Below are 13,115 nucleotides of genomic sequence, written 5' to 3'. Positions count from 1 at the left end.
ATAAAACCGTACTGCTTGTTTTAGCCATGGCAGCGCAAGATTTATATAACCTCAGTCCGGCGATTCGCCTGATGATCATGGGATTGGTCGTGGCCATGGGGCCGCTGGCCTGGGTCTGGCTGCACAACCGCAACGCCACCGTGGCGCAGCGTTTGCGTGTGCTTACGCTGGTGACCCTGTTCCTGACGTTTGACCTGGTGATTTTCGGCGCCTTCACGCGCCTGACGGATTCCGGCCTGGGTTGCCCGGACTGGCCCGGCTGTTACGGCCATGCCAGCCCGGTGGGGGCACAAATGCATATCGAGGCCGCGCAGACTGCGATGCCTTCAGGGCCGGTCACGCATTCAAAAGCGTGGATAGAGATGGTTCACCGCTATCTGGCGACGGGTGTGGGCGTCCTGATCTTGACCTTGACCGTCGCCAGCTGGGTGGAACGCAAGCGCGTAAAAATCTCACCCTGGTGGCCGACTGCTACGCTGGTGTGGGTGTGTTTGCAGGGCGCTTTTGGCGCGTTGACCGTCACCATGAAGCTGTTCCCGGCCATCGTCACCATGCACCTGCTGGGCGGCCTGGTGCTGCTGCTTTTGCTGAAGGCACAGGCCGTGCGTTATGCGCAGGCCCAGGGCAGCCAGTTGCCCGTGGCCCTGCCCAACGGCACCCGCCTTCTGGTACTGGCAACGTTTGCCCTGCTCTGGCTGCAGATTGCGCTGGGCGGCTGGGTCAGCACCAATTACGCCGTGCTGGCGTGCACCGATTTCCCGAGTTGCCAGGGCTCGTTGTGGCCGGCCATGGATTTCAGCCAGGGGTTCACGCTCTGGCGCGAACTGGGCGCCGGCCATGATGGCGCCAACATCAGCTTCCAGGCGCTGACGGCCATCCATTACGTCCATCGCCTGAGCGCCTATGTGGTGTTTGCCGCCATGCTGGCGCTGGCCTTCAGGCTTTACCGCGTGCCGGCCTTGCGTGGCCAGGGCCAATGGCTGGCCGGCCTGGCTTTGCTGCAGGTGGCGACCGGGCTGGGCAATGTATTGCTGGGCTGGCCTTTGCTTGCTGCCGTGATGCATACCGGCGGTGCCGCGGCGCTGGTCATCGTGCTCACAGGCATAGTTTTTTGCAGCCGCGCACATGCGCCGGCGGTCGATGTGCCGAGTGCGTCAAAATTGAGTGCTTCGAGATTGTCTGCATGAACCCTTCCAATACTTCCGCTCCCGCTGATCTGGCCACCCGGCCCGTGCCCTCCAAGTTTGCGCAGTTCTATTCGCTGACCAAACCGCGGGTGGTGCAGCTCATCGTGTTTTGCGCGCTGATAGGCATGGTGCTGGCCGTGCCCGGCGTACCGGCATGGTCCGAAGTGAAACTGGCCTTGATCGCCTGCCTCGGCATCTGGCTGGTGGCGGGTGCTGCCGCGGCGTTCAACTGCCTGGTGGAGCAGGGCATCGATGCGCGCATGAAGCGCACCTCGTGGCGCGCTACCGCCCAGGGCCAGATCAGCAACCCGCTGACGCTGGCGTTTTCTGCGGGGCTGTGTGCCGTCGGCTCGGCCATCCTGTATTTCTGGGTGAACCCGTTGACCATGTGGCTGACCTTTGCCACCTTTGTCGGTTATGCGGTGATCTACACCGTGGTGCTCAAACCCCTGACACCGCAGAACATCGTCATCGGCGGTGCGTCCGGCGCCATGCCGCCCGTGCTGGGCTGGGCCGCCATGACGGGCTCGGTCGGCCCGGAAGCGCTGATCCTGTTCCTCATCATCTTTTTGTGGACGCCGCCGCACTTCTGGGCGCTGGCCCTGTACCGCGTGGAGGACTACCGCAAGGCCGGCCTGCCCATGCTGCCCGTGACCCACGGCAACGAGTTCACACGCCTGCAGGTGTTTTTGTACACGCTGGTGCTGTTCCCTGCCTGTCTGATGCCTTTTGTTTTCAAGATGAGCGGCTGGCTTTACCTTGCGGTGGCCGTGGCCCTGAGTTTTGGCTTTAGCTGGTACGGCTGGCGCCTGTGGCGCAATTATTCGGATGCGTTGGCGCGCAAGACCTTCCGTTTTTCGCTGATCCATCTGTCGGTGCTGTTTGCGGCGCTGCTGATTGATCACTACCTTGTTTATTAGCCCGTTCAGGTGTATTAATGACCACTTCCTTCCGTTCTTCAGGCGTCAACCCGGGCAAGCGAAATGCTATTAAATTAATAGCTGGCGGCGCGCTGTTGACGGCGGCAACAGGCCTTTTGAGTGCCTGTTCTCCGGAAGAAAAGCCGCAATTCAAAAGCATAGACCTGACCGGCGCCGATTACGCCAGGGACTTCTCGCTGACCGACCAGAACGGCCAGCTGCGCAGCGTCAAGGACTTTGCGGGCAAGGTGGTGGTGGTATTTTTCGGCTTCACGCAATGCCCTGACGTGTGCCCGACCTCCATGGCCGAACTGGCGAGCATCAAGAAGGAGCTGGGCGCGGATGGCGACAAGCTGCAGGCCATCTTCATCACGGTAGACCCGGAGCGCGACACACCCGAGCTGCTGAAGGCCTACATGGGCAATTTTGACCCGACCTTTCTTGCGCTGCGCCCGACCATGGAGCAACTGCCCCAGGTCGCCAAGGACTTCAAGATTTACTACAAAAAAGTCGAAGGCAAAACGCCAGGCAGCTACAGCATGGACCACTCGGCCGGCAGTTATGTCTATGACACCAAGGGCCGTGTGCGCCTGTACAGCCGCTACGGCAACGGCACCGAGGGCCTGACCTCGGACATTCGCCTGCTGCTGAAAAGCGCCTGAGCCTGCCGGCCGCGGCCAGCCAGACCATCATGCCGGCGACAGCAGCGCCACCCCGCAGTTTCTGTATTGCGGACATCTTCCGCGCGGAAGAGATTGCGGCCATGGGCGCTGCCATCCACGAGACGGTAGACCGGGTTGCAAGGGCCTTGCGTACGCCTTATGAAGAAAGCGCGCCGCAGCAAGACGTCTTTCACAGGCTGCAGGCCGTGGCCCTGCGCAACCCGGTGTACGCATCTGCGCTGGTCGCAGCGGTTTTTGCCGATGCACACCTGGACCCACGCATCGCCGGGCTGAAGGATGACCGCCGCCTGCAGGATGCAGTGGCCGGCCTGTGCGGGGATTTTGAACCCGGCGGGGTGACAGTGCGGATACGCCTGAACATCCCGGCCATGACCCAAAAACGCCACGGCTGGCATTCGGATGTGGCGATCACCACCGCAGTGCGGCCCGATTCCACCTGCCACACGGTGCTGGCCGCCTGCTGGATTCCGCTGTCGGATGTTGACGAAAACAAGGGCGGGCTGGAACTGGTGACAGTGCCCCTGAGCCAGCCGCTGACACACCAGCGTACCGAAGACGGCCGTTATGTGATTCCCGATGCGTCGCTGGAAGGCCTGCCGCGCCAGGCGATTGCAGTGCGTGCCGGCCAGGCCGCCATCATTGACCGCTTTACGCCGCACCGCTCGCTGCCCAATACCAGCGAGTGCGTGCGCTGGAGCGTGGTCGCCTGGGTCAAGGGTACGCGGCCGGGCACGCAGCGGGCATAAAAAAACCTGCGACGGTTGCCCGTTGCAGGTTTTTTTGTGAGGCGCAGTGGGTGATCAGGCGAAAGCCGCGAGCACCTTTTTCATCTTTTTCATCGCCGCGACTTCAATCTGGCGAATCCGTTCGGCACTCACCTTGTACTCGGCGGCCAGGTCATGCAGCGTCATGCCGCCTGAGCCGTCGTCGTTGACCTTGAGCCAGCGTTCTTCCACGATCCGGCGTGAGCGCGGGTCCAGGTCCTGCAGGGCTGCGGTGATGCCGTCGCTGGCCAGGTTGTCGCGGGCACGCGACTCCAGCAGCGCCGTCGGCTCGTGCGTGGCATCGGCCAGGTAGGCGATTGGGCCAAAAGCGTCTTCGCCGTCATCGCTGGGGCTGGGGTCCAGCAGCACGTCGCCGCCCGACATGCGCTGCTCCATTTCTATGACTTCCTCGCGCTTGACGTTGAGCGTCCTGGCCATCGAGTCAATCTGGCCTTCGCTCAGGGTGTCGCGGTGCGTTGCCGCATCGGCGTCGTCCTTGAAGCCCTGTTTCATGGAGCGCAGGTTGAAAAACAGCTTGCGCTGGGCCTTGGTGGTCGCCACCTTGACCATGCGCCAGTTTTTCAGGATGTACTCGTGCATCTCGGCCTTGATCCAGTGCAGGGCGTAGCTCACCAGCCGCACACCCTGGTCCGGGTCAAAACGGCGCACAGCCTTCATCAGGCCGATATTGCCCTCCTGGATCAGGTCGCCGTGCGGCAGGCCATAACCCAGGTATTTGCGGGAGGTGGAAACGACCAGCCGCAAGTGAGAGAGCACTAACTTCTCGGCAGACTCGATATCGTTGTTTTCCTTGAGCTTGCGGGCAAACTCCTGCTCCTGCTCCAGGGTGAGCATGGGCAGGCGGTTAACCGCCGAAATATAGGCGTCCAGGTTGCCCAGCGGGGGCAACAGCGACCAGGGGTTGACGGCGGCCAGGGCGCTGGCAGTTCCAGCGGGGGCGGCGATCACACCTTTCATGGTCAGGTTCTGGGGGGCAAGAGCATAAGACACAGCAAAACTCCTTCTATTGGTTCCAAATATTAGCACTCTGTTGGAGAGAGTGCTAAGCAATAGGTTCAATGCTTGGGATAGCGTAAGGCTAATTAGTAAAAACCCTTATTTGAACTATATCCCGGGCCTAAGTTCCTTCAGAAGTAGCCGTTTACGATGATGGCTGTAGGTTATGGCCTGCTCCGGATTGGAGGTGGGTGGCATCCGGAATGGACTGCTATCTAATTTATAGCTGCCTGCGCTTGCTGGCATTGCGCTCTGGCTTGATTGGATGCCTGGGAAAGGGTTTTTCAGGCAACAAATCCCGTGCGCCGGCTCCAAAATGGCCCGAGACGCCGTTTTGTAGGTGTTTTTTGGATAAAAAATGCCTCGGACGCAATCTAATCAAGCGCAGCAAGCTATGGAAATAATAGCAAATGGCTTGTTTTGAAGTCGCCGGGCTTATTCCTGCAGGCGTTTGTCATCCCTGACTTCGCGTACTTCAACGTCCACCACCTCGCCGGGTTTGGCGCCCCGGGCGCCACCAGCGCTTGCAGCCCAGAGGTCTTGCGGTGAAAAGCGCTGGAATTTGCCAAAAGCCATGATGGGCGCCGGCTTTTTACCGGTGAACAGGCCAACAAGCTGGCGCCAGACCAGAAAAATCAGGGTTGCCGCCAGCAGGCTGAGCGCAAAAATGATGCCGAATACTGCCAAAACCAGTTTCAGGGCAAAACGCAGGAGCTGGCTGATAAAGCTGGGCACGTGTTGGTATCCTTTAAAACCTGTAAATCTGGCCGGCCGGCCGGATTTCAAGGCCTGATGCTGATTACCAGCGCAGGCCCAGCTTGCCGAAAAGCTTGCTCAGCACAAACAGCGGGCCGACCCAGAGGTATTGGAGGTCTTCAAAAAACGAGGGTTTTTTACCTTCCATGTGGTGGCCTATGAACTGCAGGACCCAGGCGCCTGCAAAAATCGCGATGGAGATGGGCAACACGCGCGAGCCCATCGCAAACACCAGCGCAATCGCCAGCGCCGACAGTACGGCCATGGTGAGCAAAAACACTGCTGACAAGCGGGCGTAATAGACCATGCTGGCCGCGATAAAAGCATAGGCCACATAAGGGTGCAGCGCAAACAGCATGCCGACCAGGCTCAGCATGATGAGCGGGATGGCGATGAAATGGATCAGCTCGTTGCCCGGGTTCTGGTGGCTTTCACCGTAGTGGGCAAGCAACTGGTCAACACGCCGCGTGCTGGCGGGGGATTCGGTTTCGGTATGGGTGGTTGTAGTCATGCGGGCGTCTCCTTGGGTCGGGTCAGTCCCGACTCTACTAGCCATGGCGCCCTTTGTGCAAGTGTGGAAACACCAGCCCACAGGCCAGGGGATAACCGGGTCTAGCTGAGCAGCGCCTGCGCAAACTCGCGGGCGTTAAAGGTTTCCAGGTCTTCCAGCTTTTCGCCGACGCCTATGAAATAAACCGGCACCGGGCGCAGGTTTGGCGAGGCTTCCTGCCGCTCGCGAGCCCAGAGTGCAATGGCGGCCAGCACGCCGCCCTTGGCGGTGCCGTCCAGCTTGGTCACGATCAGGCCGGTGAGTTGCAGGGCCTCGTCAAAGGCCTTGACCTGCGAGAGTGCGTTCTGGCCGGTATTGCCGTCTATCACCAGCAAAATCTCATGTGGCGCCGTTGCGTCGGCCTTTTGCACCACACGTTTGATTTTTTTCAGCTCTTCCATCAGATGGAGTTGCGTCGGCAAACGGCCTGCGGTATCGACCAGCACCACGTCCTTGCCGCGTGCCTTGCCGGCGCTGACCGCGTCAAAACTCACGGCCGCCGGGTCGCCGCCTTCCTGGCTGATGATCTCTACGGTGTTGCGGTCGGCCCAGATACTGAGTTGCTCGCGCGCCGCCGCGCGAAAGGTGTCGGCGGCTGCCAGCAGCACCGATGCGCCTTCGGTGGCCAGGTGTTTGGTCAGCTTGCCAATGGACGTGGTTTTGCCCGCGCCGTTGACACCCGCCACCATGATGACGGTGGGTTGCTGCTGGCCTATCACCAGGGGCTGCTCAAGCGGCTTGAGCAGCTTTGCCAGTGCTTCCTGCAGGATGTTGCGCACGGCCACAGGGTGCGTCACGCCGCTGTCCTTGACGCGGCGCTTGACGTCGTCCAGCAGGTAGGTGGTAGCCTTGACGCCGGTGTCGGCCATCAGCAGGGCGGACTCCAGGTCTTCATACAGCGCATCGTCGACCTGTGTGCCGCCAAAAACAGCAGAGATACTTGAGCCGGTCTTGCGCAAACCCGAGGTAAGCTTGGCAAGCCAGCGCTCGCGCTCAGGCGCCACCACAACGGTTGCGATATCTATGGGGGTGACCAGCGCGCTGCCGATCAGGCTGCTGGCTGGAGCCCCCACGCTCCCCACTGCGTGTGGCTTGCTGCCCCCCGAGGGGGCTGTTTCACCTTGGGGCGGCCCGGCGGTGAAACGCCCGCTGGTGACTGCGCTGTCTGGCGGAGCGGCGGGTAATACTGGCGGGGGGGATTTTTTCTTGAAGAAACTGAACATTGGATCTGCTTTGGAGTCGCACTATTCTATGAAACACCTGATTTGCCCGTTTCCGCGCCTTTATTCAACCTTGCTGCCTGCTGCCCTGGCCTTTATTTCGCTGTCCTGCCTGGCGCCTGCAGCGCTGGCGCAGAAGGCCCCCCCGGTGGAGCAGTTCACCCTGGCCAACGGCATGACGGTCATCGTCAAACCCGACCACCGCGCACCCACGGCCGCACACATGCTGTGGGTCCGCGTCGGCTCCATGGATGAGGTTGATGGCACTTCGGGCGTGGCGCATGCGCTGGAGCACATGATGTTCAAGGGCACACCGCAGGTCAAGGCCGGCGAATTTTCAAGGCGTGTGGCCGCACTGGGCGGGCGCGAGAACGCCTTTACCGGCAAGGATGCCACCGGCTACCACCAGCAGATCCCGGCAGACAAGCTGGAAGACATGATGCGCCTGGAGTCCGACCGTTTTGCGCACAACCAGTGGCCAGACGACGAGTTCAAGCGTGAGATCGAAGTCGTGAAGGAAGAGCGCCGCATGCGCACCGAAGACTCGCCGCGCGCCATGATGTACGAGGCCGCCGGCGCCACGACCTTTGCCGCCTCGCCCTATCGCCGCCCCGTGGTGGGCTGGATGAGCGACCTTGATGCAATGACTCCCGACGATGTACGCGATTTTTACCGCCGCTGGTACGTGCCCGCCAATGCCGCCGTGGTGGTGACTGGCGATGTCGATGTGGCGCAGGTGCGGCGCCTGGCTGAAAAATACTACGGCAGCATCCCGGCGCGCCCTGTCCCGGTGCGCAAGCCGCGGCTGGAGCCCGTGCAAAGCGGCTTGAAAACCCTGGATTTCAAGGCCCCGGCCAGCCAGGCTTATGTGGGCATGGCCTTCAAGGTGCCGAAACTGGAAGCCGGCGATTTGCTTGACAGCGCAACGCCTGCAGCAGCCACGTCGCCGGGCCGTGACGCCCTGGCCCTGACCGTGCTGGCCGCGGTGCTGGACGGTTACAGCGGCGCACGCCTGGAGCGCGCGATGACGCAGGGTGAAGGTGCGAACCGCATTGCGGACAGCGCCGGTGCTTCCAACGGCCTGCTGGGGCGTGGCCCGCAGCTGTTCATGCTCGACGGTGTGCCGGCTGCCGGTAAAACCACCGCACAGGTCGCTGCGGCCTTGCGCCAGCAGGTTGCCGTCGTGGCCCGTGATGGCGTGAGCGAGGCTGAACTCAACCGCGTCAAGACTCAGTGGGCGGCGAGCGAAACCTACAAACTTGACGGTGTATTCAACCAGGCCCGCGAGCTGGGCTCCAACTGGGTCAACGGCCTGCCGCTGGATGCCAGCGCGCGCCTGATCGCCAAACTGCGCGGTATCACCAGCGCCGAAGTCCAGTCGGTCGCGGCCCGGTATTTTGGCGACGACCAGATGACCATGGCCACCTTGCTGCCTCAACCCATTGACCCCAACCGCAAGCCCCGCACACCCGCTGCCGAAGTGTCCAGGCACTGAGGCGAACACACATGCACTTTATGAACTCCTATAAGAATGCTATTAAAAAAGTAGCTGGTTGCGCAGCATTGACGGTGGCTACGGGCATTTTTTGCCAGTATTCCATGGCCGCGATACCGATACAGCAATGGACGCAGGCCAGCGGCGCAAAGGTTTACCTGGTGGAAAGCCCGGCCATTCCGATGCTGGACGTGCAGATCGACTTTGACGCCGGCAGCCGGCGCGACCCGGCGGACAAGGCCGGGCTGGCGAGTGTTACGGCGACCCTGCTGGCCCAGGGCGTTGCGGCCAGGAATGGCCAGCCTGCAATGGATGAAAATGCGCTGGGCGAGGCCTGGGCTGACCTGGGCGCCAGCTTTGACAGCGGTGCAGGCGCTGACCGCATGAGTTTTTCATTGCGCACGCTGACCGACCCGGACCTGCTGGAAAAAGCCGTTGCGCTGGCTGCCCGGCAAATCGGCGAGCCGTCTTTCCCGGACAACATCTGGCAACGCGGCCGGCAGAAAATAATCGCCAGCCTCAAGGAGTCCTATACCCGGCCGGGCAGCGTGGCGGGCCGGGCCTATTCCAAAGCGGTGTACGGCAACCACCCTTACGGTTATGAAACCACCGAAGCCAGCGTAGGCCGTATCAGCGTGGCCGACATGCGGGCTTTTTATGCCGCCAATGTGGTCGCCTGCCGCGCCCGCGTCAGCATGGTCGGCGCGGTGACACGCGCGCAGGCCGATGCCATCGCCCAGCGCCTGCTGTCGCGCCTGCCGCAGACGCCGTGCGCCAGCCTGCCGGCGCAGCCCGCCGTGCCGGAAGTCGCCGCGTTGACGCAGGCCGAGCAGAAGGTGATCCCGTTTGATTCCGCACAGGCTCAGGTGCTGATGGGCCAGCCCGGCTACAAACGCTCGGACCCGCAGTTTTTCCCCTTGCTGGTCGGCAACTACATCCTGGGCGGCGGCGGTTTTGTGTCGCGCCTGACCAATGAAGTGCGTGAAAAGCGCGGCCTGACCTACGGCGTGTCCAGCGGCTTTTCGCCCGGCCTGCATGCGGGGGCTTTCACGATCGGGTTGCAGACACGTCCGGACCAGGTTGGCCAGGCGCTGGAAGTCACACGCAAGGTGCTGCGCGACTTTGTCGCGGACGGGCCGACCGAAGCCGAACTCAAGGCTGCCAAGGACAACCTGATTGGCGGCTTTGCGCTGCTGATAGACAGCAACCGCAAATTGCTGGGCAATATTTCCAACATCGCCTGGAACGACCTGCCGCTGGACTACCTGGACACCTGGACAGAGAAGGTCAACAAGGTCAGCGTGGCCGATATCAAGGCCGCATTCGCGCAGAAGCTGCAACCTGAGAAAATGGTGACCATTATTTTGGGTGGAGCTCCATGAAGTACACAGCCGCAGTGCCTAAACAGGCGCCGCAAACGCAAACCGCTAAAAAACCAAAGTCGGGCAAGGTGGTCGCCCGCAAAACCGTGCCGCCGGGCGAGGTGCGCATCATTGGCGGCCTGTACAAACGCAGCAAGCTGCCGGTCGCCGACAGGCCGGGCCTGCGGCCCACGCCCGACCGCGTGCGCGAAACCCTGTTTAACTGGCTGGGCCAGGACCTGACGGGCTGGCGCTGCGCCGACGTATTTGCAGGCACCGGCGTGCTGGGTTTTGAGGCCGCCTCGCGTGGCGCAGCCGAAGTGTTGGTCTGCGAGCAGGACCCGGGGCTGGTTGAAAAACTCAAGGCCTTGCAGCTCAAGCTGAAGGCCGACATGGTCAGGGTCGAACGCGGTGACGGCGTGAGCCTGCTCAGGCGTTTGAGCCCGGGCAGCATGCAACTGGTGTTCCTGGACCCACCGTTTGAGTCGCCGCTGTTCGAGCCGGCCCTGAAAGCCGCAGCGCAGGCGCTGCACGAGACCGGCTTCGTCTACCTCGAAGCGCCCAAGGCCTGGACCGACGAGGAACTGGCCGCCGCCGGCCTGCAGGTGCATCGTTTTGGCAAGGCCGGGGCCGTGCATTTCCATTTGCTGGTGAAAATAAAGGAAAAGTCCGAGGGGGCATAATTTCGCCATGCCAAGCACCCCTTCCGCACCTTCACGCATTGCCGTTTATTCAGGCACTTTCGACCCGGTCACGCTGGGCCATGTGGATGTCGTGCGCCGGGCTGCCGGCCTGTTTGACCGGCTCATCATTGCGGTGGCCGTTGCGCACCACAAAAAAACGCTTTTCAGCCTGGACCAGCGGGTGGGGCTTGTGCAGGCCGCGACCAAAACGATGGCCAATGTCACGGCCTTGCCGTTTGACGGGCTGATCATGGATTTTTGCGCGCAGCAAAATGCCTGCGCCGTGGTGCGGGGCATACGCAACATCACCGACTTTGACTACGAAGCCCAGATGGCCGCCATGAACCGCAAGCTGCGGCCGCAGGTGGAGACCGTGTTTCTGCTGCCCGATGCGCCACTGCAGTGCATCAGCAGCACGCTGGTGCGCGAGATCAGCAAGCTGGGCGGTGATGTCAGCCAGATGGTTGAGCCCGCTGTGCTGGCTGCCCTGAAGGCGACACAAACTGCCGCATCCAGCGCCGCATCAAAAGGAGCCTGAACATGGCCCTGATGATCACCGACGAATGCATCAACTGCGATGTGTGCGAACCGGAATGCCCGAACCAGGCGATTTACATGGGCGCCGAGATCTACGAGATAGACCACAATAAATGCACCGAGTGCGTCGGGCATTTTGATGAACCGCAGTGTGTGCAGGTCTGCCCCGTGGCCTGCATCCCCATCAATCCGCAGCATGTCGAGACCCGGGAAACACTCTGGCAGAAGTACTACAGGCTGACCGGCGTTGTGCCTGTTGCAGTGGCTTCTACAGCTTCAAAATAGCCGTTTTACAAGCCTTTCAGGCCTGTGGCCTCCTGAATACGCGCGCAACCAGCTATCAAAATGATAGTCGACTGGTGGTCGTCAGGCTGCTTCTGTAGTTGCAGCGCCGCCTTCCGCATCCGGCTTGCGCGGCGGTTTTGGCCTTGGTGGTGTGCTGGTATGTATCAGCATGGTGGCTTTTTCCATCTCGCCGGCTATCAGGGCCGGCACGGCCTTGAGCGATCTGGTGATGCAGTCTTCAATCGCCACGCGGTGTTCCTGCGACGGCTTTTTCAGCACCCAGTTGATGACCTCGGATTTCACGCCGGGATGGCCCACGCCCAGGCGTAGCCGCCAGTAGTCGCCGGTGCCCAACTGCGCGTGGATGTCGCGCAGGCCGTTGTGGCCGGCATGGCTGCCGCCGAACTTCAGCTTGACCTGGCCGGGCACGATGTCGAGCTCATCGTGGGCGACCAGGATTTCTTCGGGTTTGATCTTGAAGAACCGGACCAGTGCGGCAACCGACTTGCCCGAGAGGTTCATGAATGTTTGCGGCTCCAGCAGCCAGACGGTCTGGCCGCCTGCCGTTGTCCTGGCGACCTGGCCGAAATAGCCCTTGTCAAAGCCCAGGGGCGCCTTTAGTTCGCGCGACAGGGCATCGACCCACCAGAAGCCGGCATTGTGGCGTGTGGCTTCGTATTCAGCGCCCGGGTTGCCGAGCCCCACAAAAAGTTTAATCATCTGGAAGCTTCCATAAATCCAATTTTAGGGCGCATGGCTGCGTTGCGCGGTGCTCGGAATCCTCATGCACCCGAGTGCATTCCGGTGTCCTGCGCTCCGGGCGCCTTGCCCTGCATCCCCAGAATTGAATTTCTGGAGGCTTCCAGCAAGAGCCGACGCCAAACTAAAACGGCCCATACCCGTTAAAGGTATGGGCCGCTGGCTGCAAAGCCTGTGCCTGCGAATTACTTCTTGGCGACAGGTTTTGCGGCGTCCTTGGCTGCATTGGCCTTGGCATCCTTGGCAGCGGCTGCCTTGGCTGCTTTCGGGTCCACAGGCGCTGCGGCGGCTGCAGCTGCAGCGGCATCGGCCTCGGCTTCTGCCGAGACGGAAGACACAGACACCAGAACCGGGTTTTCCTGGCCCTTGGCAATGAACTTCACACCCTTTGGCAGGGTGACGTCCTTGACGTGCAGGGACTTGCCCTTGCTCAGGCCGGAGAGGTCAACGGCGATGAATTCAGGAATGTCCGAAGGGAAGCAGGAGACGGTCAGCTCGGTCAGCACGTGGTTGGCGATGCAACCGTCGGCCTTGACGGCTGGGGACTCTTCTTCGCCGCTGTAGTGCAGTGGCACTTTCACGGTCATGCGGGTCTTGGCTTCCACGCGCTGGAAGTCAATGTGCAGGATCTGCTGTTTGTACGGGTGCATTTGCAGGTCGCGCAGCAGGACTTTTTGTTCCTTGCCGCCCAGTTCCATCTCGAGGACGGAAGCGTGGAATGCTTCTTTCTTGATGGCGTGGAACAACGCGTTGTGATCGATTTCGATCAGCGTGGGTTCAGCGGTGCCACCGTAAACAATACCGGGCGTGCGACCGGTGATGCGGAGACGGCGGCTCGCACCCGTGCCCTGCTTGGCGCGCTCAAAAGCGACGAATTTCATAAACTACTCCTTAAAAG

The 13,115-nt window shown here is 61.4% G+C and carries 15 protein-coding genes; 9 read left to right on the top strand and 6 right to left on the bottom strand.

Annotated features, from left to right (window positions below; translation table 11 throughout):
- Nucleotides 1–26: 26 nt before the first annotated feature.
- Genes ACFQND_RS14755 through ACFQND_RS14740 form a run of 4 tightly spaced genes read left to right on the top strand, consistent with a single transcriptional unit; the run spans nucleotide 27 to nucleotide 3,536 of the window.
- Nucleotides 27–1,187, top strand: coding sequence for a COX15/CtaA family protein (locus ACFQND_RS14755; protein WP_371438375.1), 1,161 nt, complete (start codon nucleotides 27–29; stop codon nucleotides 1,185–1,187).
- Nucleotides 1,184–2,107 carry a heme o synthase gene (gene cyoE / locus ACFQND_RS14750; RefSeq protein WP_371438374.1) on the top strand — a complete coding sequence of 308 codons (924 nt, stop codon included), beginning with the start codon at nucleotides 1,184–1,186 and terminating at the stop codon, nucleotides 2,105–2,107. Before ACFQND_RS14755 ends, cyoE begins: the two co-directional genes overlap by 4 nt.
- A gap of 17 nt (nucleotides 2,108–2,124) precedes the next feature.
- A complete protein-coding gene (locus tag ACFQND_RS14745; protein ID WP_371438373.1) occupies nucleotides 2,125–2,769 on the top strand; it encodes an SCO family protein in 645 nt (214 codons plus the stop codon).
- Between the two features lie 29 nt (nucleotides 2,770–2,798).
- Nucleotides 2,799–3,536 carry a phytanoyl-CoA dioxygenase family protein gene (locus ACFQND_RS14740; RefSeq protein WP_371438372.1) on the top strand — a complete coding sequence of 246 codons (738 nt, stop codon included), beginning with the start codon at nucleotides 2,799–2,801 and terminating at the stop codon, nucleotides 3,534–3,536.
- Nucleotides 3,537–3,590: 54 nt separating this feature from the next.
- Here the strand turns inward: ACFQND_RS14740 and rpoH are convergent, their stop codons facing one another.
- The 4 genes from rpoH to ftsY all read right to left on the bottom strand — a co-directional run bounded on the left by rpoH (nucleotide 3,591) and on the right by ftsY (nucleotide 7,100).
- On the bottom strand, nucleotides 3,591–4,532 hold the full coding sequence (gene rpoH, locus ACFQND_RS14735; RefSeq protein ID WP_371438385.1) for an RNA polymerase sigma factor RpoH: 942 nt from the start codon (nucleotides 4,530–4,532) through the stop codon (nucleotides 3,591–3,593).
- A gap of 474 nt (nucleotides 4,533–5,006) precedes the next feature.
- Complete coding sequence (locus ACFQND_RS14730) at nucleotides 5,007–5,306, bottom strand: hypothetical protein (RefSeq protein ID WP_371438371.1); 300 nt, start codon at nucleotides 5,304–5,306, stop codon at nucleotides 5,007–5,009.
- A gap of 64 nt (nucleotides 5,307–5,370) precedes the next feature.
- Nucleotides 5,371–5,838 (bottom strand): Mpo1 family 2-hydroxy fatty acid dioxygenase, encoded by a 468-nt coding sequence (locus tag ACFQND_RS14725; protein ID WP_371438370.1) that lies wholly within the window; start codon nucleotides 5,836–5,838, stop codon nucleotides 5,371–5,373.
- Nucleotides 5,839–5,939: 101 nt separating this feature from the next.
- Nucleotides 5,940–7,100 carry a signal recognition particle-docking protein FtsY gene (gene ftsY / locus ACFQND_RS14720; RefSeq protein WP_371438369.1) on the bottom strand — a complete coding sequence of 387 codons (1,161 nt, stop codon included), beginning with the start codon at nucleotides 7,098–7,100 and terminating at the stop codon, nucleotides 5,940–5,942.
- A gap of 28 nt (nucleotides 7,101–7,128) precedes the next feature.
- Here ftsY and ACFQND_RS14715 point away from each other — a divergent pair, with 28 nt between their 5' ends.
- From ACFQND_RS14715 to ACFQND_RS14695, 5 genes are read left to right on the top strand one after another with little or no spacing between them, the layout of a single operon-like run.
- Nucleotides 7,129–8,592 carry a M16 family metallopeptidase gene (locus ACFQND_RS14715; protein ID WP_371438368.1) on the top strand — a complete coding sequence of 488 codons (1,464 nt, stop codon included), beginning with the start codon at nucleotides 7,129–7,131 and terminating at the stop codon, nucleotides 8,590–8,592.
- 20 nt (nucleotides 8,593–8,612) lie between these two features.
- Nucleotides 8,613–9,974: a M16 family metallopeptidase gene (locus tag ACFQND_RS14710; RefSeq protein WP_371438367.1), complete on the top strand. Its 1,362-nt coding sequence runs from the start codon at nucleotides 8,613–8,615 to the stop codon at nucleotides 9,972–9,974.
- Entirely contained in the window at nucleotides 9,971–10,636 is a 666-nt protein-coding gene (gene rsmD / locus ACFQND_RS14705; protein ID WP_371438366.1) for a 16S rRNA (guanine(966)-N(2))-methyltransferase RsmD, read from the top strand. Before ACFQND_RS14710 ends, rsmD begins: the two co-directional genes overlap by 4 nt.
- Nucleotides 10,637–10,643: 7 nt before the next feature.
- Nucleotides 10,644–11,174 carry a pantetheine-phosphate adenylyltransferase gene (gene coaD, locus ACFQND_RS14700; protein WP_371438365.1) on the top strand — a complete coding sequence of 177 codons (531 nt, stop codon included), beginning with the start codon at nucleotides 10,644–10,646 and terminating at the stop codon, nucleotides 11,172–11,174.
- 2 nt (nucleotides 11,175–11,176) lie between these two features.
- Entirely contained in the window at nucleotides 11,177–11,458 is a 282-nt protein-coding gene (locus ACFQND_RS14695) for a YfhL family 4Fe-4S dicluster ferredoxin (RefSeq protein ID WP_371438364.1), read from the top strand.
- Between the two features lie 81 nt (nucleotides 11,459–11,539).
- Here the strand turns inward: ACFQND_RS14695 and pth are convergent, their stop codons facing one another.
- Nucleotides 11,540–12,178: an aminoacyl-tRNA hydrolase gene (pth, locus tag ACFQND_RS14690; protein WP_371438363.1), complete on the bottom strand. Its 639-nt coding sequence runs from the start codon at nucleotides 12,176–12,178 to the stop codon at nucleotides 11,540–11,542.
- 224 nt (nucleotides 12,179–12,402) lie between these two features.
- A complete protein-coding gene (locus ACFQND_RS14685) occupies nucleotides 12,403–13,098 on the bottom strand; it encodes a 50S ribosomal protein L25/general stress protein Ctc (RefSeq protein ID WP_371438362.1) in 696 nt (231 codons plus the stop codon).
- Nucleotides 13,099–13,115 lie beyond the last annotated feature (17 nt).

Origin of the sequence: Polaromonas aquatica, assembly GCF_042659145.1 — a bacterium.
Classification (GTDB): domain Bacteria; phylum Pseudomonadota; class Gammaproteobacteria; order Burkholderiales; family Burkholderiaceae_C; genus Polaromonas; species Polaromonas aquatica.
Note: the sequence above shows the minus strand (reverse complement) of the source record. Positions and strands in the feature narration are given on the sequence as shown.